Below are 24591 nucleotides of genomic sequence, written 5' to 3' on the forward strand. Positions count from 1 at the left end.
GGTCACCCGACACGGCTTTGTAAGGGTTCCGGCGGGTGATGCGCCCTAGGGTGAGGACCATGGCGGAAACCGTGGACGTGATCGTGGTCGGGCTCGGAGTCGGCGGCGAGGAGGTCGCCGGCCGGCTCGCCGAGGCGGGACTGACCGTGGTGGGGATCGAGGGGCGGCTCGTCGGCGGCGAGTGCCCGTACTGGGGCTGCGTGCCGAGCAAGATGATGATCCGGGCCGGCAACGCGCTCGCCGAGGCCCGCCGCGTGCCGGGCCTCGCCGGCACGGCAGAGGTGCGTGCGGACTGGGCGCCGGTCGCCCGCCGGATCCGCGAGGAGGCCACCGACTCGTGGGACGACAAGGTCGCCGTCGACCGTCTGGTCGGCAAGGGCGTCACCTTCGTCCGCGGCTGGGCGTCCGTGACGGGTCCGGACGAGGTCACGGTCGGCGACCGGGTGTTCCGCGCGACCCGCGGCATCGTGATCGGCACCGGGACCGAGCCGGCGATCCCGCCGATCGACGGCCTCGCCGGCACCCCGCTGTGGACCAACCGCGAGGCGATCGAGGCCGCCACGCTGCCCGAGTCGCTGATCGTGCTGGGCGGCGGCGCGATCGGCGTCGAGCTCGCCCAGGTCTTCGCGCGCTTCGGCGTGACGGTCACCGTCGTCGAGGCCGCCGACCGCCTCCTCGCCCTCGAGGAGCCGGAGTCCTCCGACCTCGCCCGCGATGCGCTCACCCGCGACGGCGTCACCGTCCACGTCGGCGCGAAGGCGTCGTCGGTACGCCACGACGACACCGGATTCACGGTGACCCTCGGCGACGGCTCCGCGGTCACCGCGGCGAAGCTCCTCGTCGCGACCGGCCGGAAGGTCGACCTGTCCAGGCTGGGCGTCGACAAGCTCGGCCTCGACCCGACCGCCCGCGCCGTCACCGTCGACGACCGGATGCGCGCCGCCGACCGGGTCTGGGCCGTCGGCGACGTGACCGGCCACGGCGCGTTCACCCACATGGCGATGTACCAGGCGGGCATCGCCGTGCGCGACATCCTCGGCCAGGACGGCCCGCCCGCCGACTACCGCGCGACGCCGCGGGTCACGTTCACCGACCCGGAGATCGGCGCCGTCGGCCTCACCGCGGCCCAGGCCCGCGAGTCCGGGCTGCGCGTCAGGGTCGGCACCGGCCAGGTCCCGTCGTCGTCGCGCGGCTGGATCCACAAGCTCGGCAACGAGGGCTTCATCAAGCTCGTCGAGGACGCCGACCGCGGGGTCCTCGTCGGTGCCACCTCCGCCGGCCCGGTCGGCGGCGAGGTCCTGTCCGCCCTCGCGGTCGCCGTCCATGCCCAGGTCCCGGTCGACACCCTCCGCCACATGATCTACGCCTACCCGACCTTCCACCGCGGCATCGAGGACGCCCTGCGCGACCTGCGCTGACCTCCTCGACCGGCAGCCCTGCCCGCGCGGCCTGCGCGGATCTCCTCAACCGGCAGTCGCGGCGGCCGATAGGACGCGCACCACGACCTGGCTGGAGGGGGCAAGGGTGAGCCTTCGCCGCGACCGGCTCTGGCTGGTGTTCCTCGGCCTCGGCCTGCTGTGCACCACCCTGTTCGCCGCCGGGGTCGCGCCCGACCTCGCCTCCGCGGTCATCGGCGTGGCGTGCGTCCTGGCGTGGGGGCTCGGGCCCCGGCTGCACGACGTGCGCCCCCGGCGGCCGTGGCGGATGATGACGGCCGCCGCGGTGTTCTTCATCAGCGGGATCCTCCTGCGGTCGATGCTGGTCGAGCAGCCGCCGCCGGTCGCGCAGATCGGCGACGCGTTCACCGTCTGCGGGTTCGGGTTCTTCATCGCGGCCCTCGTCACGTTCCTCAACCGGTGGGGCATGGACCGGCGGGCGCTGCTCGACGGGCTCATCGTGTGCATCGGCGCGGCGCTCACCTCGACGCTGCTGTTCGTCGTGCCGGCCGCGACGATCCCGGGCCGGCCGCTCGTCGTGTCCCTGATCGCCGGGCTGTACCCGCTGCTGGACACCGTCACGGTGCTGCTCGTCACCAACCTGGCGTTCACCACGGCCGTGCGCCAGCCGGCGTTCGTCCTGCTCGGCGGCATGATGGTGCTGATGTTCTGCGGCGACCTCGGCTTCGCGATCATCGGCCGGCACGGCGAGGTCACCGGGCCGCCGCTGATGGATCTGCCGTTCCTGCTCGCGTTCACGATCGGTGGCGCCGCCGCGCTGCATCCGACCGCGCGGGCCCTCGCCCGGGCGACGCCGCTGCCGATCCAGGCGTGGTCGCTGCCGAGGATGCTGGTCATCGGGCCGGCGGTGGCGTCGCCGTTCATCCTCACCGTCACCCTCGGCGCCGACACCACGGCGCTGCGCTGGGCGCTCGGCCTCGGCGGCGCCGCGATCGTCGCGCTGCTGCTGGTGCGGGCGGCCGACGCGGTGCACAGCCACGCCGCCGCGCAGCGCAGCTTCGAGCACCAGGCGACCCACGACCCGCTCACCGGCCTGCCCAACCGGCGGATGCTCACCCTCATGGTCGAGCGGCTGCTGAGCGAGGAGCGGCCGGAGCGCGGCGCCGGCGTGTGGATGTTCTACCTCGACCTCGACGGGTTCAAGCTGGTCAACGACTCGTGGGGGCACCCGGCCGGGGACCAGCTCATCGTCGACGTCGGCACCCGGCTGCGGCTGGCGCTGCCGGCGGCCGCGACGGTCGCGCGGGTCGGCGGCGACGAGTTCGTCGTCGTGCAGCGCTGCAGCGAGCCGGAGGCGATGGCCAACGCCCGGCGGATCATGGAGTGCGTGGAGCGGCCGCTCGTCGTGGTGACCGCCGACGGCGGCACCGCGGACGTCGTCATCGGCGCGTCGATGGGGATCGTGCAGTCCACCAGGGGCTCGGACCAGGCCGACACGCTCATGCGGGACGCCGACACCGCCATGTACCGGGCGAAGGCGGCCGGCCGAAACCGGTGGACCGTGTTCGACGCCTCGATGCGCGACGCGGTCCGCGAGCGGGTCGAGATCGAGGTCGCGCTGCGCGCCGCCGTCGCCCAGGAGCAGCTCAGCATCGCCTACCAGCCGATCATCGCGATGGACACCGACCGGCCCGCCGGCGCCGAGGCGCTGTGCCGCTGGCAGCACCCCGTCCGCGGCTGGATCGGGCCGAACATGTTCATCGCCGTCGCCGAGGACTCCAACCTGATCTCCGCGCTCGGCGCGTGGGTGCTGCGCGAGTCCGTCCGGCAGCTCGCCGCCTGGCGCGCCGACGGCGTCGTCGACGACGACTTCTGGATGTCGGTGAACGTGTCGCCGCGGCAGCTCGGCGACCCGGCGTTCGCGGAGCGGCTCGGCGCCACCCTGCGCCAGGCGAGGGTGCCCGCCGCCAACCTGGTCCTGGAGATCACCGAGTCGGTGATGGTCGAGGGCAGCGACCTCACCGAACGGGTCCTCGTCGAGCTGCGGGCCCTGGGTGTACGGATCTCCGTCGACGACTTCGGCACCGGGTTCTCCGCGCTCGGCTACCTGCGCCGCCACCCCGTCACCGGGGTGAAGATCGACCGGTCGTTCGTCAACGGGCTCGGCACCAGCGCCGAGGACGAGGAGATCGTGCGGGCGGTCGTGGCGATGAGCAGCGCCCTGCACCTCGCCGTCGTCGCCGAGGGCGTCGAGACCCGGGCCCAGCGTGAGGTCCTCGTCGCGCTGGGGGTGCGGCTGGCGCAGGGCTGGCTGTGGGGCAAGGCGGTCGACCCCGCCACGTTCGCCGCCACGTGGGCGGTCCGCGTGGCGACGACCGGTGCGGTTCGTTCAAACTGAACCGATGACCGAGACGATCACCGCTGAGGACGCCCACCTCTGGCTGGAGGAGGTCGACGGGGCCGAGGCGATGGCCTGGGTCCGGGACCGCAACGCCGAGACCGTCGCCGCCCTGACCGGCGGGGCGCGCTTCGCGGAGCTGCGCGACGAGATCCGCACCGTCCTGGACGCCGACGACCGGATCCCGATGATCGCCTGGCACGGCGAACGGGTCTACAACCTCTGGAAGGACGCCGACCACCCGCGCGGCCTGTGGCGGCGCACCACCCTCGAGGACTACCGGGCCGGCGAACCCGCCTGGGAGACCGTCCTGGACCTCGACGCCCTCGCCACCGCCGAGGACGAGAACTGGGTGTGGCAGGGCGTCACGTACCTGCGCCGCGGCCCCCTCGCCGGTGACCACCGCGCGCTGGTGTCCCTGTCCCGCGGCGGCGCCGACGCGGCGGTCGTGCGCGAGTTCGACCTGGACCAGCTGCGGTTCGTGCCCGACGGCTACTTCCTTCCGGAGGCGAAGAGCGACGTCAGCTGGATCACGATCGACGAGATCTTCGTCGGCACCGACACCGGCCCGGACTCGATGACGGCCTCCGGCTACCCGCGGCAGGTGCGGCGGTGGCGCCGCGGCACGCCCGTCGCGGAGGCGCCCATCGTGTTCGAGGGCGCCGCCGAGGACGTGTCGGTCCGCGCGTCCAGCGACCCGACCGCCGCCACCGAACGCGCCGTGATCCGCCGCTCCCTGGACTTCTTCCACGCCGAGCGGCACCTGCTCGTCGACGGCACCCTCACCAAGCTCGACGTGCCCGACGACGCGGGCGTCGACCTGCACCGCGACTGGCTGCTCATCCGGGTCCGCACCGACTGGGAGGTCGGCGGCGTCACCCACCCGGCCGGGTCGCTGCTCATCGTCGACCTCGCCGCGTTCCTCGCCGGCGACCGGGACCTCACGACCCTCTTCACGCCCGACCCGCACACCTCGCTGTCGTACAGCGACTGGACCCGCGACGGGCTCATCCTGGTGCTGCTCTCCGACGTGCAGAGCCGCCTCGAGGCCGTCCGGTATGTCGACGGCGCGTGGCAGCGCACCGTCCTCGGCGGCGCCGAGCTCGGCCAGACCGACGTGTGGGACACCAACGCCGACGCCGACGAGCAGTACCTGCTGCTGTCCAGCGGCTTCGCGCTGCCGCCGACCCTGCGCCACGGCGTCCTCGGCGGCGACCCGCCGACCGTCCTCAAGCAGGGCCCGTCGTACTTCCCCGCCGACCGGATCACCACGCGGCAGTTCTTCGCCACGTCCGCCGACGGCACCCAGATCCCGTACTTCGTCGTCGGCGACCCGGCTCGCGGCGGCACAGGCGGCCCCGGCCCGACGCTGATGAGCGGCTACGGCGGCTTCGAGGTGTCCCGGGTCCCCTCGTACAGCGCGATCATCGGCCGCGGCTGGCTCGCCCGCGGTGGCACGTACGTGGTGGCCAACATCCGCGGCGGCGGCGAGTACGGCCCCCAGTGGCACCGCTCCGCCCTGCGCGAGAAGCGCCCGCGCGCCTACGAGGACTTCTCCGCCGTCGCCGCCGACCTCGTCGAGCGCGGCATCACGACCCGCGCCCAGCTCGGCATCGAGGGTGGCTCCAACGGCGGCCTCCTCATGGGCGTCATGCTGACCCGCTACCCCGACCTGTTCGGCGCGATCGTGTGCGCGGTCCCGCTGCTGGACATGCGCCGCTACCATCTGCTGCTGGCGGGCGCCTCATGGATGGCCGAGTACGGCGACCCCGACGACGCGTCGGACTGGGAGTACCTGCGGCTGTTCTCGCCCTACCAGAACGTCCGCCAGGGCGTCCCCTATCCGCCGACCCTGATCACCACCTCCACCCGCGACGACCGCGTCCACCCCGGCCACGCCCGGAAGATGGTCGCCCGCCTCACCGACCACGCCCACGACGTCCACTACTACGAGAACATCGAGGGCGGCCACGGCGGCGCCGCCGACAACGCGCAGATGGCCTTCAAGTGGGCCCTCGCCTTCGAGTTCCTCTGGCGGACCCTGGCCCCGTAGTCCCGCCGCGCACCCGGACGGGGCCGCCTCGCGGAGGCGACCCCGTCCGTGCGGCTCAGTTTCACGTGCCCCGCAGCAGCGCCGCGAGATCCTCGAGCTCCTGCGCGCTGACGTCGGCGTCCAGGTAGTTGCGGATCAATCCGAAGTTCGAGTCGTACCAGCTCTGCAGCTCCTCCTCGCTCGTCCCCCTCGCCAGGATCGTCGAGCGGACGGACCAGTGGGTCCGCAGCCGTTTGGCGAGCTCTGCGCGGTGCCGGACAATGGAGCTCGGCCTGATCGAGTCGTAGAGCCGGTCCGGGTCATGGACCGCCTGACGGGCCATGTCATCGCCCCAGAACTCGAGCGTCCACCCCGGCCACAGCTCCGCCCACCGCTGGCGCAACCCATGCAGCGGCTCCACGGTCCACAGCCCGGCCCACCGCGCGGCCGGATCGAGATCGAGGCCGGCGGTCGGCATGTCCTCGGCGGACTCGGGCAGCTCCGGCCCGGCGCAGACCCACTCGACCAGGTCAGGCCCCATGAACCAACGCCGCCACGCCATGTCAGGGTTCAGTCCGTACAGGCGCACCCGGCCGTCGGCGCCCCGGACGGTGACGACGGCCGCCACCCGGTCATCCGGTCCGAACTCGTTGCGCTCGGTCCGCTTCGGCTGTCGGTCGTAGCGCGCGCTCGCCGGGTCGGCCCCGACGTAGACCATCAGGTCCGCGATGCCGTCGTAGGCCCACCGGATCTCCCAGCCCGGCCACGTCGCCGCGTACGCCTCCAGCATCGCCGCCCGGTACACCACCGGGTTGTACACGGTGTTGAACAGCAGCAGGACCCGGCGGTCGACATCGACCAGAACACCGCCCTCGCAAAAGAGGTCGTCGAACCATTTCCGGCCCGCGGAGTCACCCAGGTTGTCCAGGAAGCGCAGGACCACGTCCGGACCGGCCGCGAAGATGTAGTCGATCCCATGGCCCGCACCGCCGCCCTGCGAATACACGGTGTACTCACCGTCGCGGACCAGGACGTAGTTGACGCAGCTTCCCACCGGTGCACCGTACCGGTCCGGGCGGTTGATGATCGACAGGGTCCGCGTGGGAGCCGGCCGAGGGCCGCGGAACATTGACAGCTGACCTACTCTTTGGCCATGCCGGACCGCATTGACGGCCCATTGGCCGAGTTCGCTGCGCTGCGACGGGAGATCGACCGTCGAGCGGTCGCTCAGCAGCAGATCTTCGTCGTGCAGGTGCTGACCGCCGGCGCCTTGTTCGCCATCGCGTTCTGGCACGTGTCGTGGGCGCCGTGGCTGCTGATCGTTCCGTTCAGCAGTTGCTTGCTGTGCATCGCGTCCGTCGCGCAGGCCACGGCGATCGCCACGATCGTCGAGTACGTCCGTGACGCGCTGGAGCCCGCGATCGAGGGGCTCGGTTGGGAGAGGCACCGGCAGCAGGTTCCGTACCCGTTCCCGTTTCCCCGGGCGCTGCACCCCAACCTGCTGCTGTTCGGCGGGGTGCCCATCCTGGCGTTGGTCCTGGGCCTGAAGTCGCTTATCGACGAGGGCCCGGGGGCGGCACCCGGTTACGTCGTGGCGTGGGTCGTCGGGGTGCTGCTCGCGTGCTACAGCACCTACCTGGCGGGGACCTCGATGACCGGGAGGTTCGTCCCACGTCCCCGCGCACCGCGAGCGGAGCCGGTCCCGACGCCGCAGGCACAGCCGGAGGCATGAACGCGCTGCCGAGCAGGGCGGGCCGGAAATTCGGTTCGAGTGAAGGGTGGGGCGCCGGTACGGTGGGGCGCTGATCGGAGAGGACGTGGTCGCGGGAGCACGACACGACGGAGACGGGGCCCTGGTCGGGGAGCTGACCGAGGGTCGGGGTCTGTACCTCGCCGCACCCTGCGCGGGTGGCGGCGGCCGCTCCCTTGTTCGTTCGTGCCCGGCGCCGGAGTGCGCCGCGATCACCCTTGGAAACAATCATGATTCTCGTCACCGGTGCCACGGGCACCATCGGTTCTGAGCTTGTTCCCCTGCTCGGGCGGCGGCATGCCGTGCGGGCCATGACCCGGCGGCCGGCGCGGCCCGGGGAGGTCTACGGCGACCTCGACCGGCCCGAGACGCTGCCCGCGGTGCTCGACGGGGTGGGCGCGGTGTTCGTGCTCGTCCCCGGCTACGACGATCGGGGGCCCGCGCAGGAGCTGGCGCTCGTGGCCGCCGCGCGGGACGCCGGGGTGCGGCACCTCGTCAAGCTGTCCACCAGCGCCGTCGTGTTCGGGGCCACCGACGCGATCTCAGCGGGGCACCGCGCCGGGGAGGACGTCATCCGCGGGTCGGGCATCCCGTGGACGGTGCTGCGGCCGGGGACGTTCATGACGTACCTGGAGCAGTACGCGGACGGGATCGCCCGTGAGCGCACCATGACGGTGACCGAGACCGACCCGGTGTCGGCGATGGTGCACCCGCTCGACGTGGCCGCCGTCGCCGCGACCGTCCTGACCCGGCCCGGGCACGCCGGGCGGGAGTACACGATCACCGGACCCGAGGCGCTGTCACCCGAAACGCAGGCGGCGATCGTCGGCGAGGTGATCGGCGAACCGGTGCGGCTCGCCGTGCGTACCGTGGCGGAGACCCGGAACATGTTCGAGCGCCGCGGCTGGGGTGGGCCCCGGCTGGAGGCGCTGCTGGAGCTCAAACGGCAGTCGGGGGCGTGGGACCACACGGTGACCGACACGGTGCCGCGGGTGGTCGGGCGGCCGGCGTTGACCCTGCGGGACTGGCTGGAGGAGCACACCGAGGCGTTCAGCGGAGGCGGCGGCGGTACCGCTCGTCCCTGACCAGCACGTCCATGTCGAGGTCGGCGAGGCCGAGCAGGAGGGCCTCGCCGTGCCGCCGGACGTCGCGGAGGAGGGGCACCTCGGCGGTGGCGTCGGTGATGGCGTCGCCGAGCTGGAACAGGGCGCGCGGCGGGCTGAGCAGGAACAGCGTCGCCGCGCTCTCGGTCACAGAGAGGGCGGCGTCGTCGCCGGGCGAGGGGCGCGGCGCCGGGGAGCGGAGGGTTGCGGGCCGGCCGGGGGAGAGCGCCATCCGCATCCCCTTCCACGCTGACGGGCGCAGGCCGGTGTCCGCGCGGGCGAGGACCAGGTCGAGCCCTTCAAGCGGCAGGTGCACGACGCTGTGCGGGCTGACCGCGGCGACCCGGCACCACGCGCCGAACAGGACGAGCGCGGCCCGCGACCCGGCGAGCAGCCCTTCGCCGTGCCGGGCGAGCGGGGAGCGGACCGTGAGCGGCACGGGCGGGCGGGGCCGCAGCACCCGGCAGGAAGGAGCGTGGTGGACGACGGCGCGCAGCCGTGCGGGGCCGTGGGTCACGAGGGCAGGTCGAGGCGGTACCGCTGCTCGACGCGCCCGTTGCGCGGATGCGGGGCGGGGTCGCCGAGGGGTTGCCAGCCGAGGTTCTCGTACAGCCGGACCGCCCGCGGGTTGTCGACGTAGACGTCAAGCTCGGCATCGGCGAACCCGGCTGCGGCGAGCAGGGGTGGCAGCGCCGTCATGAGCTGCCGGCCGACGCCCGCGCCCCAGCCGTCGGGGCGCACGCCGAGGTAGCGGACGGCGGCGGTTCGCTCGGTGTGCGGCGCGATGAGGGAGAAGCCGACGACGCGCTCGCCCAGGGCGACGACCAGCATCGTCCTGGGCGAGCTCGACAGCACCGTCCGCAACGGCACCCTGGCCACCTCCAGCGGCGCGACCTCGGTGCCGTCGCGGGCGGCGGTGCCTTCGGCCCACACCCGCGCCGCGTCGTCGAGGTAGCGGCCCCGGTCGTCGAGCTCGATGCTTACGCGCATCGGGCCAGTCTGCCGAGGCCGCCGTGCCACCGCGACCGGTTAAGGGTTCAGACGCGGACGGGCTCCGGGTCCGGGGTGGCGGCGAGGTGCTCGCGGAGCTTCTCGCCCTCGATGTCGACGTTCGGCAGGATCTTCGACAGCCAGCCCGGCAGCCACCACGCGGCCCGGCCGAGCAGCGACACGACCGCCGGGACGATGGTCATGCGCACCACGAACGCGTCGATGGCGACGCCGATCGCGAGGGCGAAGCCCATCGACTTGATGACGGGGTCGTCGAGCAGGATGAAGCCGGCGAAGACCGACGTCATGATGAGCGCCGCCGCGGTGACGACCCGGGCGCCGTGGCCCATGCCGCTGATCGTCGCCTCCTGCGGGCCGGCGCCGTGCACGTAGTCCTCCCGCATCCGGGACACGAGGAACACCTCGTAGTCCATGGCGAGGCCGAACAGGATGCCGATGAGCAGGATCGGCAGGAAGCTGACCAGCGGGCCGGGCGTGTCGAGGCCGACGAGCGAGGCCAGGTGCCCCTTCTGGAAGACCAGGACGGTGACGCCGAACGTGGCGCCGACGGTGAGCAGGAACCCGGCGGCGGCCTTCAGCGGCACGAGGATCGACCGGAACACGAGCATCAGCAGCAGCACGGACAGACCGACGACCAGCGACAGGTAGCGCGGCATCGCGTCGGACAGCTTCTCCGACACGTCGATGCCGACGGCGGTCTGGCCGGTCAGGGCGATGTCGGCGCCCTGGACCTGCTTGACGCGGGCCCGGACGTCGTGGACGAGGGTCTCGGTCGCCTCGTCGGTGGGGCCGGTCTTCGGGATGACGGCGAGGAGCGCGGTCTTGCCGTCGCGGCTGAAGTTGGGCGGGGTCGCGGCGAGGAGGTTCGGGGTGCCCTGCAGGACGCCGAGCGCCTCCTGCGCCTTCGCCTTCGTGGTGTCGGCGGAGCCGGTCGACACGACCAGCGCGAGGCGGCCGTTGAACCCGGGGCCGAAGCCCTCCTCGATGAGGTCGGCGGCCTTGCGGGCGGGGGAGTCGGTGGGGCCGGCGCTGGCGCCGGGCAGCGCGATGCGCATGTCCGCCGACGGGATCGCCAGGGCGCCGAGCCCGAGGACGCCGATGATGAGCACGGGGATGCGGAAGCGGGTGATCGTCCGCGCCCACCGGAACCCGAGGGCGTCGGTGTGGTCGGCGAGGTCCGGTCCGGCCTTGCGCAGCCGCCGCGGCAGGATGCGGTTGCCGGCGAAGCCGAGCAGCGCCGGCTGCAGGGTGATGGCGACGAGCACCGCGACGGCGACGGTACCGGCCGCGGCCAGGCCCATGACGGTCAGGAACGGGATGTTGACCACGGCGAGGCCCGCGAGGGCGATGACGACGGTGGCGCCGGCGAACACGACCGCGGAGCCGGCGGTGCCGACGGCGCGCCCGGCTGCCTCCTCGGGCGCGATGCCCTCGACGAGGTGCTGCCGGTGCCGGGAGGTGATGAACAGTGAGTAGTCGATGCCGACCGCCAGGCCCAGCATCAGGGCGAGGACCGGCGCGGTGCTGGTGAGCTGGATGGCGCCGCTGAGCGCGTACAGTCCGGCCATGCCGGCGCCGACGCCGATGAGCGCGTTGAGCATCGTCATGCCGGCGGCGACCAGCGCGCCGAACGTCACGACGAGCACGACGAGGGCGATGACGACGCCGATGCCCTCGGTGCCGCCGACCTCCGGCTCGCTGTTCATGACCTCGCCGCCGTGCTCGACCCGCAGCCCGGCCTGCTGCGCCGCGGCGCCGCTCGCCTCGTACGCGGTGCGCTGCTCGTCGGTGACCTTGTCGGCCCGCTCGGCGAACTGGACGGTGACGAGCGCGTAGTCGCCCTGCGGCGACACGGCGCCGGTCTGGAACGGGTCGAGCGCGCCGATGACGCCGGGCAGCTTCGACGCCTCGGCGACGAGCCCCTGCACCGCGTCCTTGGACGCCTGCAGGTTCTGCCCCTTCGGCGCGGCGATCACGATCGTGCCGGTCGCGCCGCTGGCCTCCGGGAACTGCGACTTCAGCGCGTCGATCGCCCGCTGCGACTCGGTGCCCGGCATGGTGAAGTCGCTCGAGGTGGCGCCGCGGAACGCGGCCGCCGCACCACCGAGCCCGCCGAGGATCACCACCCAGATGATCAGCACGAGCCAGCGGTGCCGGAACGATGCCCGCCCCAGCCGGTAGAGCACGGTTGCCATGTCGGTCGTCTTCCTGTCGGTTAGGTGAGGGGTTCCAGCACCCGCGCGGCGGTGGCGATGAGCGCCGCCCGCAGGGTCGCGTCGTCGTACTCGGTGCACGCGAAGACCACCGCCGGCAGCCCGGCGAGCACGAACTTCGCGGCGAGCAGGGCGGTGGGCGCGGCGGACCCGCCGGCGAGGGTGGCGACGAGCTGTTCCGTCAGCTCGTGTACGGGTCGCAGCGCGGGCTGTTGCAGCAGGGCCGGCAGGTCGCCGTAGATGACCTGGATCTCCTTGCGGTAGCGCATCGCGAGGTCGACGAAGCCCTCGATCGCGATCTCGCGGGCCAGGGCGGGCGTGGTCGCGGCGGCGACCCGAGCGTCCAGGTCGCCGAGCTCGGCGATGGCGGGCGCGCACAGCTCGGTGAGGATCGCGTCCTTGCCGTCGAAGTGGTACAGCAGCGTGGCCTTGGAGCAGCCGACCTCGGCCGCGATGTCCTGCAGTGACGTGCCCTTGTAGCCGGACTCGGCGAACTGGCGCGTGGCAGCTGCCAGGATCTCGTCGCGGGTCTTGCTGCGGGCCATGGGGTCACCTCCGACGGTCAGCATGACTGACCGATCGGTCAGAACCTGACCGATCGGCCAGTTTTGTGCCTGACCTCACATCCCCATCGGCGGGGCGATCCCCGGCTACAGGGTTAGGCGCCGGCCGGTCGCGCCGTCCACGACCTCGCGGTCCCGCAGCGGCGTCTTCAGCGGCACCGGCACCGTCTGCGTGGTCAACGGGTCCTGCCCGCAGCTGCCCCGGCCGCGCAGGTACGCGGTCAGCCGGACCTGCCGGGAGTCCTCGGCGACGTCGATGCGGTCCAGTGCCTCGCAGCTGGAGAACGTCAGGCTCACCCGCAGGCCGTGCTCGTCGGGCACGGCACCACCGATCGGGGTCCGGGTCGTGGACGGGGCGCTCAGCACCCATGCCACCGCCACGACCGCGCCCGCGATCAGTACCAGTGTCACGATCCTTGTCCAGGCCCGCATGTTCGTTCCCCCGTTTCGCGGGACACGATAGTGGCAGACCCTGAACGGTCAGAGGCCCTGCCGGACGGCGGCCTCCACGGTTGCGGGGACGTGGCCGCCGTGCAGGTCGTCCAGGGCGAGCAGTGCCGCGCCCGCGACCGGCAGGGAGGACAGCACCGTCACCGTCGCGCGCGGCGACAGCGCGGCGATCCGCGCCAGGATGTCGCCGTGCAGCTGCGGGTGGCGCGCGGTCAGCACGCCGCCGCCGAGCACGACGGTGTACGCGGTGTCCAGCAGCGACAGCCGGCCGGCGGCGACCTTCACCAGGGCCTCGATCTCCGCGGCGAGCCGCGTCACGACCCGGCCGGCGACCGCGTCTCCGTCGGCGGCCACGGCGAACAGCACCTCGCTCAGCTCGTCCAGCCGCGCCGCCGGCAGGTCGCCGAGGTGCAGGGCGACGCTGACGTCCTCCGCGGTCGGCAGCCCGTACGCGGCGGTGACCGCGCCGGTGAGCGCGGTGGCGGGTCCGCGGCCGTCCTCGCCGCGCACCGCGTGGTAGAGGGCGAGCGCGGCGAGGTGCTGCCCGCCGCCCCAGTCGCCGGACAGCTGCCCGAGCGCCGGGAAGCGCGACGTCCGCCCGTCGCGGGCGCGGCCCACGGCGTTGATGCCGGCACCGCAGACGACTCCGACCGCGTCGGCGGCCGCGGTGCCGGCGCGCAGCAGGGCGAACAGGTCGTTGTCGACGGTGACCGCGTCGGCGAGCCCCAGGGCGGCGACGCCCTCGTTGAGCCGCTCGACCTCGATGGGCAGGTCGGCGCCGGCGAGGTACACCTGCAGCCGGCTGAGCCGCAGGTCCGCGGGCACGGCCGCGGCGGCCCGCGCCTGGCCGACCAGGTCGCCGAGCAGCTTCAGGCAGGCGGGCAGCCCGATGTTGTGCGGCGACGAGGTCGGACCGGAGACGCGGGCGAGGATCCGGCCGTCGGAGTCGCCGAGGACGACGTCGGTCTTGGAGTTGCCGCCGTCGGCCGCGGCGAACAGTTGTGCGGTCACGACAGCCACGCGAGGTGTTCGCGGTTGGCGGCGAGCAGGTCGTCGGTGAGCCTGGTCGCCTGCTCGTGCTGGCCGACGAGGGGGTGGGCGAGCAGCGCCTGGTAGACGCGGTCCCGCCCGCCGTGCACCGCGGCGTCGACGGCGAGCTCCTCGTAGGCGCTGACCGCCGAGACCAGGCCGCGCAGGTGCGGGGCGAGCGGCGGGGCCGGCAGCGGGGTGGCTCCGGCGGCGCCGACCCGGCAGGTGACCTCGATGACGGCGTCGTCGGGCAGGAACGGCATGGTGCCGCCGTTGCGGACGTTGACGGCGTGGATGCCGCCGTCGTCGTGCTGCAGGGAGGCGATGAGCCCGACGGCCGCCTCGGAGTAGAACGCGCCGCCGCGCTGCCCGAGCAGCTCCGGCTTCTGCGTCAGCGCCGGGTCGGCGTACATGCGCAACAGCTCCGACTCGATCTCGGCGACCTTCGCGCCGCGGGTCGGCCGTCCGCGCTCCTCCGCGACCACTTCGTCGTGGCAGTAGAAGTACCGCAGGTAGTACGACGGCACGTTGCCGAGCGCGGACACCACATCCACCGGGATCTGGACATCAGATGAAATGTCCGACATATGCTGTGAAAGCAGCTCCGGCAGGCGGTCGACGCCGTCGACGTACGCCGCCCGCTCCCACGTGAGGTGGTTGAGCCCGACGTGGTCCAGGACCACCGAGGAGGGGTCGACGCCGAGCTGCGCGGCGAAGCGGCGCTGGAAGCCGATCGCCACGTTGCACAGCCCGGCGGCCTTGAACCCGTGGTCGAGCAGCGCCCGCGTCACGATCCCGACCGGGTTGGTGAAGTTGACGATCCACGCGCCCGGGTCGGCCCGCCGGGCGATGTCCAGCACGACCGGCACGGTGCGCAGCGCCTTCGCGAGGCCGCCGGCGCCGGTCGTCTCCTGCCCGACGCAGTCGCAGGCGAGCGGGAACGTCTCGTCGCTGATCCGGGCCGCCTGCCCGCCTACCCGCAGCTGGATGACCACGGTCGCCGCGCCGGCGAGGGCGTCGTCGACGTCGGACGTCCACCGCAGCGTCCCCGGGTGCCCGTGGGCGGTCATGAGCCGCCGGGCGAACGCGCCCACGACCTCGAGGCGCTCCGCGTGCGGGTCCAGCAGGACGATCTCCGAGGCGAACGGCGCCAGCCGCGCGAACCCGTCGATGAGCTCCGGGGTGTACGTGGAGCCACCCCCGACGACGGCGATTTTCAACCTTTGACTCCTGTCAGCGTGACACCCTGCACGAACGCGCGTTGGGCGAAGAAGAACAGCACCACGACCGGCACCATCGTGAGGATGGTCGCGGCGCTGACGAGGTTCCACTGCACATGATGCAGGGTCTTGAAGGACGCCAGGCCCAGCGACAGCGTCCAGTTGTGTTCGTTCTCGCTCGTGTAGAGCAGCGGGCCGTAGTAGTCGTTCCAGGCGTAGAAGAACTGGAAGAGCGCGGCGGCGGCGATCCCGGGCCGTGCCATCGGCAGCACGATCCGCAGCAGGGTCCGCCACTCGCCGCACCCGTCGACCCGGGCGGCGTCGAGGTAGTCGCCGGGGATGGTGAGCAGGAACTGCCGCAGCAGGAAGATGGAGAACGCGTCGCCGAGCAGCATCGGCAGCACCAGCGGCCACAGCGTGCCCGTCAGGTTCCAGTTGGCCCACATGAGGTATAGCGGCACGGTCGTCACCTGCGGCGGGATCATCATCATGCACACGATGACGACGAGAAACGCTCCCTGCCCCCGCCAGCGCAGCTTCGCCAGGGCGTACGCGGCCGGGACGCTGGCCAGCAGCATGAACGTGGTCGCGGCCACCGAGTAGATGACGGTGTTCAGCAGGTACCGCGGCAGCGGGGTCTTTGCGAACACGTCGGCGTAGTTGGCGAAGCGCCACTCCCGAGGCCAGTAGTCGGCGGTGAGGGCCTGGGAGTCGGTCATCAGCGAGGTCAGCAGCAGGAAGAGCACGGGCGCGACGAACATGACGCACAGCGCGATCGTGATGCTGTGCCTGGCCGTCCACAACAACCAGCGGTTCATGTCACCTTCAGGGATCGGCGCAGGGTCGGCAGCGGGCGGTTCATGTGGCCTTCAGGGATCGGCGCAGGATCAGCAGCGAGACGGCGAACGCGACGAGGAACAGCACGACGGCCATCGCGTTGGCGTAGCCGAGGGCGCCGTAGCGGAAGCCGACGACGTACAGCCACAGCGGGTACGTGAACGTGGACCCCTCCGGGAAGCCGAACGTGGAGGAGATCCCGGCGCCGGTGGTGGCCTGCCCGCTGGCGGCGGACGCGGCGACGGCGGCCTGCGCGAAGTACTGCAGGGTGGTGATGACACCGATGACGGCGGTGAACACGACGACGGGGGAGATGTTGGGCAGCGTCACGTGCCGGAAGCGCTGCCACGCGCTCGCGCCGTCGATCTGCGCCGCCTCCAGCTGCGCCTGCGGCACGTCCAGCAGCGCCGCCAGGTACAGGACCATGACGTCGCCGACGCCCCACAGGCCGAGCAGCACCAGCGACGGCTTGGACCACTCGGGGGAGTTGAACCACAGCGGTCCGTCGATCCCGACGTGCGCCAGGGCGGTGTTGACCGGGCCGACGCCGGGTTTGAGCAGGTAGACGAACGCGAGGGTGGCCGCGACCGGCGGGGCGAGCGCCGGCAGGTAGAAGATGGTGCGCACGATCCCGGCGCCGCGCCTGACGGTGGTGAGCAGCATCGCGGTGGCGAGCCCGCCGAGCATCCGGGCGGGCACCAGGATCGCGCACAGCCACAGCGTGTTCTGCGCGGCGCGGGTCAGGAACGGGTCGTCGAACAGGTGCCGGTAGTTGCGCAGCCCGACCCATTCCGGCGTGCTGAGCAGGTCGAACTTCGTGAACGAGAAGTAGACGGCACTCAGCAGCGGGTAGAGGAAGAAGACCACGATGCCGACCGTCGCCGGCGCCATGAACGAGGCGACGGTCAGCGCGTGGCGGAGCTTGTAGGGCACGGTCAGCCGCCGAGCTTCAGCAGCGAGTCGACCTGCTTGTCCACGTCGGACAGCCCCTTGCCGAGGTCGGCGGCGCCGCCGCTCTGCCAGGTGTCGCAGAAGGTCTGAAACGTCTCCTGGTAGGCGGGGCCGGCCGACGACGGCGGGGTGGTGCTGGTCTTCGGGTGGTTGAAGATGTCGACGAACGTCTTGAACTCCGCGTCCAGGTGCAGGTCCGGCGAGGCGAGCGCCTCCTTGGTGGACGGGATGTTCTTGAGGCTGTTGGCGAGCTTGACGATCGTCTTGGTGTCGGTGGTCAGGTACTTGATGAACTCCCACGCCGCCTCGGGGTTCTTCGCGGTGCGGGAGATGCCGATGACGTTGCCGGTGACGTAGCCGGCGCCATAGCGGTCGGGGCTGGACGTCGGCATCGGCGCGACCCCGAACTGGAGGTCGGGCGCCTGGTCCTTGGCGAACGCGATGCGGTACTCGCCGTCGAAGTTCATCGCGACCTGGCCCTTCTGGAAGGCGTTCGCGTCGGAGTACTCGTCGCCGAGGGAGGCGCGGAAGGCCTCGAGCTTGTCGTAGCCGAACCAGTCGACGAGGTCCTTCTGCCACTTCAGCAGCGTCTGCCAGGCGGGGTCGCCGCCGATCGCGGAGCTGCCGTCGCCCTTGAGCCACTGCCCGCCGACCATCGGCCCGAGGTGCGACGGGGCGTTCTCGTAGAAGCCCCACAGCGGCAGGAACCCGGCGACCTGGATGGTGCCGTCGGCGGAGCGCTTGGTGAGCTTCTTCGCCGCGTCGGCGAACTCCTCGAGGGTCTTCGGCGGGCCGGCGATCCCGGCCTCGGTGAAGAGCTTCTTGTTGTAGTACAGGCCGTACGCGTCGGCGAGGACCGGCATGGCGCAGCGTTTGCCCTTGTACTGCGTGTACTCCTTGACGGTCTGCGGGAAGCCGTCGAGGGACACCTTGTCGCGGGCGATGTACTGGCCGAGGTCCAGCCAGGCGCCGCTGGAGCAGAACTGCCCGACGATGTCGGTGGAGTAGGACAGGCCGACGTCGGGACCCTGCCCGCCGCCGATGGCCTGGGTCATCTTCGAGTCGTCCTGCCCGGACTTGACCACGACCTTGATCTTCGGGTGGGACGCCTGGAAGTCGGCGACGACGCCGTCGATGGCGGCGGCCTCGCGGTCGGTGAAGAAGTGCCAGAACTCCACGGTGCCGGAGACGTCGGCGCCGGGGTCGGCGATCGGTTTGTCCTTCGGTCCTGGGGTGCAGGCGGTGGCGAGCAGCGCCACGGCAGCGAGCAGAGAGACGATGCGACGCACGGGATTCCTCCTGGGGGTGGGCGTGCGGAAGCAGCCGGTCAATAGGGCATTGACCAACGTCACTTGCATGGGGGATGGTGTGTGCAGCGCGCGGACGCCGGTCGATGCCGCCAGATCGGCCGGCGTCCGCGGTTCATGGGCCCGTCAGGTTCCGGGCGTACGCAGGCTCTCGATCAGCCTGTGGCGCACCGCGGACAGGGCGGCGTCCGCGGCGCCGAGCAGGGGAGCGTCGTCCTCGACGGTGCTCACGGCGATGTCGGTCGACAGCGGCGCCGCCCGCGACATGGCCTTCGCGACCGCCTCGCCGAGCGCTGCCCCGCCGGCCCGGCCGATCTCGCCGCCGAGCACCACGAGCTGGGGGTCGAGCACCGCGACGACCGCGGCGAGCCCGATCACGATCCGCCCGGCGAGCTCCCGCAGCAGTGCCGTGTCGGTGATCCGCAGCCCGCGCCCGGCGGCCAGCTCCCGGACGGCGTCGCCGCTGACCAGGTCGTGGAAGTCCCGGGCGCCGTCGGCGGCGACCGGCATGTAGCCGATCTCGCCGGCGCCGCCGCGGGCACCGCGCAGCAGCGTGCCGCCGCCGAGGTCGATCGCCAGGCCGAGACCGGTCTGGCCGAGCCACAGCAGCACGAACCCGTCGGCGTCCGGCAGGCCCCGCGCGGCGCCGTGGGCGCGTTCGGCGAGCGCGGCGAGGTTGACGTCGTTGTCGACCTCCACCGGTACGCCGGCCGCCGCGGCCAGGTCGTCGACGAGCCCGCGCCGGCTCCAGCCCGGGACGTCCACGTGGTGGATGACCCGGTCCCGCGGGTCGAACGCGCCGGCGACGGCCAGCTGCACGTGCGCCACCGGGCCGCGGGCGACGCCGGCAGCCGCGCACAGCGCGTCGACGGTGTCGGTGACCGCGGTGGCCGGGTCGGTGCGGGCGAAGTCGACCGGGACGGCCAGCCTGGCCCGCTGGGCGCCGCGCAGGTCGTGCAGCGACGCGGTCAGCGACGGTGCGTCGTCGCGCACCGACATGGCGACGGCGTAGGCGGCGTCGGGGTTGACCGCGTACACCTCCGCGTTGGGGCCGGGGCGGCCGGTCTCGTGTCCGGCGCCGACGACCAGGTCGGCGTCGGCGAGGCGGCGGATCGCCTCGGAGATCGTCGGCTTGGACAGGCCGGTCAGGGCGCGCAGCTCGGCCCGGGTGAGCTGCCCGTGGTCGAGGAGGTGGCCGAGCGCGGCCGCCTCGTTGAGCGCCTTGAGCAGCTTGGAGGAGCCCCCGAGCGGCATTTGCTGCCTCCTCCAACTAATAGGCAGATTGACTAACAGTCGCGGGGAAAACGTAAGCGCCGCCACGCCACCCTGTCAACGGGCGGTCCCTAACCGGCTCGCCGGCTGGCTCGCCAGTCGGCGAGCACCGCCTCCACGTCCAGCGGCGGCAGGATCGTCGCCGGACCGTCCATCAGTCCGCGTCGGGCCTGCTCGATGCGCTTGTTGAGGTCCTCGACGACCGCGCGGACCCGCTCCTCGGTGCGCAGGGTCGGCAGCCGCTCCGGCAGGTCCTCGACCTCACGCCGCAGCCGCAGCGTCGGCGGCACCCCGCCGGGCAGCCCCTCGCGCCTGGCGAGATCCTTGATCCACCAGTCCTCGTCGTAGAGCTCGCCGCGGTCCGGCAGCGGCTTCCCGGCACCCGGCAGGTTGTCGAACTGCCCCTGCTCCTGTGCCTCGCGGATCTGCCGGTCGATGTGTGACTCGTACCAACTCGACATGATCTCATTGTCCCGTGGAGGTACTGCAGCGCTACGGCTATCCCGCCCTCGCCCTGCTCGTGCTGCTGGAGGGGATCGGCATCCCCACGCCGGCGGTGAGCGTGGTCGTGGCGGCCGCGGTGCTCGCCGGGCACGGCTCGATGAGCCTGCCGCTCGTCGTCGTGATCACCTTCACCGCCGCGGTCGCTGGCGACAACCTCGGCTTCTGGCTCGGCCGCCGGGCCGGCCGCCCGGTGATCCTGCGGTGGGGCCGGCGGGTCGGGCTGACCGAGCGGCGGCTGACCCGCGCCGAGGACTTCTTCGCCCGCCGCGGCCGCAACATCGTGGTCGTCGCCCGGTTCATCGACGGCCTCCGCCAGACCAACGGCCTCATCGCCGGCGCGATCGCGCTGCCCTGGCGCCAGTACACGATCCGCGACGCGATCGGCGGCGCGCTGTGGACCGCGCTGTGGGTCTCGGTCGGCGCCTTCGCCGGCGGCAACCTCGACCGCGTCCGCGCCTTCCTGCACCGTTACGAGCTTCCCGCCCTCATCGCCGGCGCGGTGCTCCTGGTGTCGTTGGCGCTGCTGTACCTGTGGCGCCGCCGACGCCGTGCCACCCACGACTGAGTGCCGGGTCCGCCACTGCTCAGGGACGCGCGTCGAACTGGGCGCGGGCCTCGAAGACACGGTCCATGTGCGTCTCCGCCCAGTCCTTGATCGAGATCATGACCGGGAACAGCTCGTGGCCGAGCGGGGTGAGCTCGTAGTCGACGCGGGGCGGGATCGAGGGGGTGACCGTGCGGGTGACCAGTCCGTCGCGCTCCAGGGTCCGCAGGGTCTGGGTGAGCATCTTCTGGCTGACGCCGGCGATGCGGTGGGCGAGCTCGCCGTGCCGCTGCGGGCCGCCCGCGAGCGCCGGGATCACCAGCGCGACCCACTTGTCGGTGAGCCTGCTCAGCAGCTCCCGGGTCGGGCAGCCCGCCAGGAACGCGTCGTAATCACGTTTGGCCTGTTCGCGGCGTTGGGCCGCGCTCGTCGTCGCCATAGTGTTCCCCTCCGGTGCCTCAGGCACTTCACGGTACCTACTTACCGATGGTGCCCGCCGGTCCATACGGTCGTGGTGATCACTTCACCGCACTTCTTGGAGGAGACGGCGATGCGCGCTGTCAGCTATGCAGAGTTCGGCGGGCCGGAGGTCCTGCACGTCGCCGAGGTGCCGGTGCCCGAGCCCGGGCCGGGACAGGTCCGGGTGCGGGTCGCCGCGTCGGTGCTGCACCCGGTCGACCTGATGATCCGCTCCGGCCGGTTCCCGGCACCGCTACCGACCGGACTGCCGTACACACCCGGCTGGGACGTCGCCGGCACCGTCGACGCGCTCGGCCCGTCCGTCTCGCAGCCCGCCGTCGATGACCTCGGCCCGTCCGTCTCGCGGCTCGCCGTCGGTGCCGAGGTCATCGGCTTCTCGCCGTGGCTGCGGACGACGGCCGGTGCCCACGCGGAGTACGTCGTGCTCGACGCCGCCTGGCTGGCTCCGGCACCTGCCGGCGTCCCCGCCACCGAGGCGGCGACCCTGCCGACCAACGGCCTCGCCGCCGCCCAGGCCCTCGACCTGCTCGCGCTCCCGGAGGGCTCGACCGTGCTCGTCACCGGGGCCGCCGGGCAGGTCGGCGGGTTCGTCCTGGCGCTGGCCCGCGCGACCGGCCTGCACGCCACCGGACTCGCCGGCGCCGGCGACCGCGAGTTCGTCGAGTCCCTCGGCGCGACGTTCGTGCCACGCTCCGAGGACCCGGCAGGGCCGTTCGACGCGGTCGTCGATCTCGCGGTGGTCGGGCCCTCGCTGCTGGACCTCGTCCGCGACGGCGGCGGCTACGTGGCCGCGTCGCCCCCGCTGCGCCCGGAGCCGGTCCGGGGCATCCGGACCTTCGCGCTGGAGGTCCAGCCGGACGGCACCCGGCTCGGCGAGCTGGCGGCGCTCGTCGCCGGCGGCGACATCCCGTTGCGGGTCGCCGGCGTGTACCGCTTCGCCGACGCGGCGGCCGCCCACGAGCGGCTGGCCCGGGGCGGCGTCCGCGGCGGTGTCGTGATCGTCCCCTGACCCGGGCCGCGTTCAGCAGGAGTCGGCGGCCTTGTCGCGGAACGCTTTCAGGGTGATGACCAGCGCGTCGCCCCGGTGGCCGGGGTAGCCCCAGACCTCGCCGTCCTTGAGCTTGTCCAGGTCCGCGAGGGTGAAGAAGACCGGCCTGGGTTGTGGCGTGCCGGTCCACGCTCCGAGGACGTAGCGGCCCGTGGTGGTGAGTGCGAGCGGGCGGGGTGGGTCGAGCTCGTCGCGCCAGCCGTCCGGGGTGGTGCCCAATGGGATGGCCCACAGATTGCCGATGCCGGTGCTGTTCTGGATCGACCAGAGGTCGCCCATCGAGACCCTGCCGGATCCACTGGATGCCGGCGAGGAGGGCGGTGTGGCGGCGGCGCCCGATGTCGCGGCGGCGCTCGGTGTGGTGGCGGCGCTCGGCGGCGGCGGCCAGGGGTTGAGGTAGAGGGTGGCGTTGTGGGACCTGTGCCTGTCGCCGCACAGGTACAGGTGGGCGACCGGGCGGCCGCCGGTGTCGCGGCCGACGGCGAGGAGCGGCTCGTCCCCAGGGGTGCACGCGGCGAGCGAGCCGGCGACGAGCGCGGCGGTGATCGTGGCGGCGGCGGCACGGGAGACCAGACGTGCTGCCGTGCGGGCGGCGGGCATGGTGCCCAGTGTGGCGGAGATCGGCAAGCGTCGCTGACACCAAGACGCCACGCCGATGGCGACTACATTACGTAACCTTGCGGGTGCATTGCGTGACTGTTTTTCGTGAAATATCCGTCCAGGACTCGCATTTCCGGTTAAGTGGGGGTCGCGACGGACGTTCACCGTCGATCACTCGTCGAAAGGTCGTCATCATGAATCGCTGGCTCATCCGGTCGGTGCAGATCGCCGCGCTGTCCTTGGGTGGCCTCGCGCTCACCGGCACCGCCGCACACGCCGACTGGGACAGCGGCCCCAACGTCGGTATCTTCAACGGCAACCAGTCCTCGACCACGGTCCAGGTTCCGGTGAACATCTGCGGCAACGCAGTGGCGATCGTCGGCTTCGCGAACGCCAACTGCGACGGCGGCGCCTACGCCGTCAACGGCAGCGGCGGCAGCTACAGCGGCGCCGGCAGCTCGAACGGCTACCACAGCCACAACGGCAACGGCAATGCCAACGCGAACGCCAACAGCCACAAGAAGAAGCACAAGCGGCACTCCGCGAACAGCAACTCGTACCACAACAGCTCGTACGGCAACGGCAACTCCAACGGTGGTAACGGTGGTGGCGGCGGGGCGTACGCCTACAACAGCAACGGCGACTGGACCACGGGCTACAACGCCGGGTTCTTCAACGGCAACCAGTCCTCGACCACCGTCCAGATGCCGATCAACGTGTCGTGCAACTCGGTCGCCCTGATCGGGTTCGCGTCCAGCTGCTGAGCCGCAGAGGCGCCGCCTGCCTCGGATCGTAGAGCGTTGGCCGATGGCCGCGGTGGATCAGCCCTCCCCGCGGTACACCGGCCAACGCTGCTTTCGTCAGTCGATCGGCACCGCGGTGCCGGTGACCGCGACGCCACTGCCGGGGTCGGCGGCCAGCTCGACGGTGACCAGGCTCGGCCGGCCCATGTCGTCGCCCTGGTGCACCCGCAGCGTCGCCGGCACCTCGACCAGGCCCAGCTCGCGCAGGTAGCCACCGAGCGCGGCCGCGGCGGCGCCGGTCGCCGGGTCCTCGTACACGCCGCCGGGCGGGAACGGGTTGCGGGCGTGGAACACCGTCGCCGACTCCCGCCACACCAGGTCGACCGTGGTCCAGTCGTGCCGCGCCATCAGCGCGGTGAGCGCGGGCACGTCGTAGTCGAGGTCGGCGAGCCGCCGCCGGGTGCCGGCCGCGACGACCGGGTGGCTGGCTCCCGCGTACGCCACCCGCACCGGCAGCGCCGGGTCGAGGTCGGCGGCGTCCCAGCGCAGCGCGGCCAGCAGCTCCCGCACCGTCGCGTCGGCCAGCGGTGTGGTGTGCGGCGGCACGCTGCGCAGCGTCGCGGTCAGCCCGTCCACGCCGACCCGCGTCTCCACCTCGATCGCGCCGACCCGGGACTCGAAGCGCAGCGGCCCGAGCCCGAAGCGTTCCGCGTACGCCGCGGCGGTCGCGATCGTCGCGTGCCCGCAGAACGGTACCTCCGCCAGCGGGCTGAAGTACCGCACCCGGACCCGCCCGTCCTCGTGGAACAGGAACGCGGTCTCGGAGTATCCGACGTCGGCGGCGATGGCCTGCATCGCGGCGTCGTCGAGTCCGGCGGCGTCGAGCACCACCCCGGCCGGGTTGCCGCCCTTGGGGTCCGTGGTGAACGCGCTGTACCGAAGGATTTCCATGCACCCGACGCTAGGCCGGTACAAGAGCGGCGGCGCGGTCCAATCGGCGCCGGGTGGTTGTAAGCACCGCCACTGTGCCGCCGTCGTGTCTCGGACAGACACCGGCGCCGGTCAGCTGCGGGGCTGACCGGCGCCGGGTGGTGCTTGTTCGGTGCCCAGTGGGCGCCTGTCGGTGCTCAGGTGATGCT

At 72.5% G+C, this 24591-nt stretch carries 24 protein-coding genes; 8 read left to right on the top strand and 16 right to left on the bottom strand.

The window, feature by feature from the left end; genetic code table 11:
- Positions 1–59: 59 nt before the first annotated feature.
- From AB0I21_RS12635 to AB0I21_RS12645, 3 genes are all read left to right on the top strand, one after another.
- Complete coding sequence (locus AB0I21_RS12635) at positions 60–1418, top strand: NAD(P)/FAD-dependent oxidoreductase (RefSeq protein ID WP_360560658.1); 1359 nt, start codon at positions 60–62, stop codon at positions 1416–1418.
- 106 nt (positions 1419–1524) lie between these two features.
- Positions 1525–3795 carry an EAL domain-containing protein gene (locus tag AB0I21_RS12640; protein WP_360560660.1) on the top strand — a complete coding sequence of 757 codons (2271 nt, stop codon included), beginning with the start codon at positions 1525–1527 and terminating at the stop codon, positions 3793–3795.
- Between the two features lie 4 nt (positions 3796–3799).
- The gene (locus AB0I21_RS12645) at positions 3800–5848 is read left to right on the top strand and encodes a prolyl oligopeptidase family serine peptidase (RefSeq protein WP_360560662.1); all 2049 of its coding nucleotides are present in this window, start codon (positions 3800–3802) and stop codon (positions 5846–5848) included.
- Positions 5849–5909: 61 nt separating this feature from the next.
- Here the strand turns inward: AB0I21_RS12645 and AB0I21_RS12650 are convergent, their stop codons facing one another.
- Positions 5910–6881, bottom strand: coding sequence for a hypothetical protein (locus tag AB0I21_RS12650; RefSeq protein ID WP_360560664.1), 972 nt, complete (start codon positions 6879–6881; stop codon positions 5910–5912).
- Between the two features lie 99 nt (positions 6882–6980).
- Here AB0I21_RS12650 and AB0I21_RS12655 point away from each other — a divergent pair, with 99 nt between their 5' ends.
- Complete coding sequence (locus AB0I21_RS12655) at positions 6981–7559, top strand: hypothetical protein (protein ID WP_360560666.1); 579 nt, start codon at positions 6981–6983, stop codon at positions 7557–7559.
- A gap of 248 nt (positions 7560–7807) precedes the next feature.
- Positions 7808–8662, top strand: coding sequence for an NAD(P)H-binding protein (locus tag AB0I21_RS12660; protein WP_360560668.1), 855 nt, complete (start codon positions 7808–7810; stop codon positions 8660–8662).
- On the opposite strand, the gene AB0I21_RS12665 is transcribed toward AB0I21_RS12660, so the two are convergent.
- The 12 genes from AB0I21_RS12665 to AB0I21_RS12720 form a co-directional block, all read right to left on the bottom strand.
- Positions 8628–9197, bottom strand: a complete 570-nt coding sequence (locus tag AB0I21_RS12665; protein WP_360560670.1) for a hypothetical protein — start codon at positions 9195–9197, stop codon at positions 8628–8630. The two genes, AB0I21_RS12660 and AB0I21_RS12665, sit on opposite strands and share 35 nt — an antisense overlap.
- Positions 9194–9670 (bottom strand): GNAT family N-acetyltransferase, encoded by a 477-nt coding sequence (locus AB0I21_RS12670; RefSeq protein ID WP_360560671.1) that lies wholly within the window; start codon positions 9668–9670, stop codon positions 9194–9196. The genes AB0I21_RS12665 and AB0I21_RS12670 overlap by 4 nt, the downstream gene beginning before the upstream one ends.
- Before the next feature lie 47 nt (positions 9671–9717).
- A complete protein-coding gene (locus tag AB0I21_RS12675) occupies positions 9718–11886 on the bottom strand; it encodes an MMPL family transporter (RefSeq protein ID WP_360560673.1) in 2169 nt (722 codons plus the stop codon).
- A 20-nt stretch (positions 11887–11906) separates the two neighbouring features.
- Complete coding sequence (locus AB0I21_RS12680; RefSeq protein WP_360560675.1) at positions 11907–12449, bottom strand: TetR/AcrR family transcriptional regulator; 543 nt, start codon at positions 12447–12449, stop codon at positions 11907–11909.
- Positions 12450–12554: 105 nt separating this feature from the next.
- The gene (locus AB0I21_RS12685; RefSeq protein WP_360560676.1) at positions 12555–12878 is read right to left on the bottom strand and encodes a hypothetical protein; all 324 of its coding nucleotides are present in this window, start codon (positions 12876–12878) and stop codon (positions 12555–12557) included.
- A 69-nt stretch (positions 12879–12947) separates the two neighbouring features.
- Positions 12948–13928 (bottom strand): BadF/BadG/BcrA/BcrD ATPase family protein, encoded by a 981-nt coding sequence (locus tag AB0I21_RS12690; RefSeq protein WP_360560678.1) that lies wholly within the window; start codon positions 13926–13928, stop codon positions 12948–12950.
- Positions 13925–15166, bottom strand: a complete 1242-nt coding sequence (locus AB0I21_RS12695; RefSeq protein ID WP_360560680.1) for a 6-phospho-beta-glucosidase — start codon at positions 15164–15166, stop codon at positions 13925–13927. Before AB0I21_RS12695 ends, AB0I21_RS12690 begins: the two co-directional genes overlap by 4 nt.
- Positions 15163–15984, bottom strand: coding sequence for a carbohydrate ABC transporter permease (locus tag AB0I21_RS12700; RefSeq protein ID WP_360560682.1), 822 nt, complete (start codon positions 15982–15984; stop codon positions 15163–15165). The genes AB0I21_RS12695 and AB0I21_RS12700 overlap by 4 nt, the downstream gene beginning before the upstream one ends.
- 40 nt (positions 15985–16024) lie before the next feature.
- Positions 16025–16936, bottom strand: a complete 912-nt coding sequence (locus AB0I21_RS12705; protein ID WP_360560684.1) for a sugar ABC transporter permease — start codon at positions 16934–16936, stop codon at positions 16025–16027.
- A 2-nt stretch (positions 16937–16938) separates the two neighbouring features.
- A complete protein-coding gene (locus AB0I21_RS12710; protein WP_360560686.1) occupies positions 16939–18243 on the bottom strand; it encodes an ABC transporter substrate-binding protein in 1305 nt (434 codons plus the stop codon).
- Positions 18244–18387: 144 nt separating this feature from the next.
- Complete coding sequence (locus AB0I21_RS12715; protein WP_360560687.1) at positions 18388–19515, bottom strand: ROK family transcriptional regulator; 1128 nt, start codon at positions 19513–19515, stop codon at positions 18388–18390.
- Between the two features lie 89 nt (positions 19516–19604).
- Positions 19605–19994, bottom strand: coding sequence for a DUF1992 domain-containing protein (locus AB0I21_RS12720; RefSeq protein WP_360560689.1), 390 nt, complete (start codon positions 19992–19994; stop codon positions 19605–19607).
- A 14-nt stretch (positions 19995–20008) separates the two neighbouring features.
- Here AB0I21_RS12720 and AB0I21_RS12725 point away from each other — a divergent pair, with 14 nt between their 5' ends.
- Positions 20009–20602 (top strand): DedA family protein, encoded by a 594-nt coding sequence (locus tag AB0I21_RS12725; RefSeq protein ID WP_360560691.1) that lies wholly within the window; start codon positions 20009–20011, stop codon positions 20600–20602.
- 19 nt (positions 20603–20621) lie between these two features.
- Here AB0I21_RS12725 and AB0I21_RS12730 read toward each other — a convergent pair whose 3' ends face one another.
- On the bottom strand, positions 20622–21020 hold the full coding sequence (locus AB0I21_RS12730; protein WP_360560693.1) for a helix-turn-helix domain-containing protein: 399 nt from the start codon (positions 21018–21020) through the stop codon (positions 20622–20624).
- 111 nt (positions 21021–21131) lie between these two features.
- On the opposite strand from AB0I21_RS12730, the gene AB0I21_RS12735 reads away from it, so the two are divergent.
- Positions 21132–22070 (top strand): NADP-dependent oxidoreductase, encoded by a 939-nt coding sequence (locus AB0I21_RS12735; RefSeq protein ID WP_360560695.1) that lies wholly within the window; start codon positions 21132–21134, stop codon positions 22068–22070.
- 12 nt (positions 22071–22082) lie between these two features.
- Here AB0I21_RS12735 and AB0I21_RS12740 read toward each other — a convergent pair whose 3' ends face one another.
- Entirely contained in the window at positions 22083–22709 is a 627-nt protein-coding gene (locus AB0I21_RS12740; RefSeq protein ID WP_360560697.1) for a hypothetical protein, read from the bottom strand.
- Positions 22710–22903: 194 nt separating this feature from the next.
- Between AB0I21_RS12740 and AB0I21_RS12745 the strand changes: the two genes are divergently transcribed.
- The gene (locus tag AB0I21_RS12745) at positions 22904–23473 is read left to right on the top strand and encodes a chaplin family protein (protein WP_360560699.1); all 570 of its coding nucleotides are present in this window, start codon (positions 22904–22906) and stop codon (positions 23471–23473) included.
- A gap of 96 nt (positions 23474–23569) precedes the next feature.
- Here AB0I21_RS12745 and AB0I21_RS12750 read toward each other — a convergent pair whose 3' ends face one another.
- Positions 23570–24403, bottom strand: a complete 834-nt coding sequence (locus AB0I21_RS12750) for a PhzF family phenazine biosynthesis isomerase (RefSeq protein WP_360560701.1) — start codon at positions 24401–24403, stop codon at positions 23570–23572.
- Positions 24404–24591: the final 188 nt, after the last annotated feature.

Origin of the sequence: Dactylosporangium sp. NPDC050588 (genome assembly GCF_040654975.1) — a bacterium.
GTDB classification, from domain to species: domain Bacteria; phylum Actinomycetota; class Actinomycetes; order Mycobacteriales; family Micromonosporaceae; genus Dactylosporangium; species Dactylosporangium maewongense.

Coding starts and splice junctions, on each gene's coding strand:
- AB0I21_RS12730 (WP_360560693.1), bottom strand. CDS start 21,020: ATGGCGACGACGAGCGCGGCCCAACGCCGCGAACAGGCCAAACGTGAT.
- AB0I21_RS12645 (WP_360560662.1), top strand. CDS start 3,800: ATGACCGAGACGATCACCGCTGAGGACGCCCACCTCTGGCTGGAGGAG.
- AB0I21_RS12680 (WP_360560675.1), bottom strand. CDS start 12,449: ATGGCCCGCAGCAAGACCCGCGACGAGATCCTGGCAGCTGCCACGCGC.
- AB0I21_RS12735 (WP_360560695.1), top strand. CDS start 21,132: ATGCGCGCTGTCAGCTATGCAGAGTTCGGCGGGCCGGAGGTCCTGCAC.
- AB0I21_RS12715 (WP_360560687.1), bottom strand. CDS start 19,515: ATGCCGCTCGGGGGCTCCTCCAAGCTGCTCAAGGCGCTCAACGAGGCG.
- AB0I21_RS12750 (WP_360560701.1), bottom strand. CDS start 24,403: ATGGAAATCCTTCGGTACAGCGCGTTCACCACGGACCCCAAGGGCGGC.
- AB0I21_RS12675 (WP_360560673.1), bottom strand. CDS start 11,886: ATGGCAACCGTGCTCTACCGGCTGGGGCGGGCATCGTTCCGGCACCGC.
- AB0I21_RS12700 (WP_360560682.1), bottom strand. CDS start 15,984: ATGAACCGCTGGTTGTTGTGGACGGCCAGGCACAGCATCACGATCGCG.
- AB0I21_RS12745 (WP_360560699.1), top strand. CDS start 22,904: ATGAATCGCTGGCTCATCCGGTCGGTGCAGATCGCCGCGCTGTCCTTG.
- AB0I21_RS12720 (WP_360560689.1), bottom strand. CDS start 19,994: ATGTCGAGTTGGTACGAGTCACACATCGACCGGCAGATCCGCGAGGCA.
- AB0I21_RS12655 (WP_360560666.1), top strand. CDS start 6,981: ATGCCGGACCGCATTGACGGCCCATTGGCCGAGTTCGCTGCGCTGCGA.
- AB0I21_RS12670 (WP_360560671.1), bottom strand. CDS start 9,670: ATGCGCGTAAGCATCGAGCTCGACGACCGGGGCCGCTACCTCGACGAC.
- AB0I21_RS12660 (WP_360560668.1), top strand. CDS start 7,808: ATGATTCTCGTCACCGGTGCCACGGGCACCATCGGTTCTGAGCTTGTT.
- AB0I21_RS12635 (WP_360560658.1), top strand. CDS start 60: ATGGCGGAAACCGTGGACGTGATCGTGGTCGGGCTCGGAGTCGGCGGC.
- AB0I21_RS12740 (WP_360560697.1), bottom strand. CDS start 22,709: ATGCCCGCCGCCCGCACGGCAGCACGTCTGGTCTCCCGTGCCGCCGCC.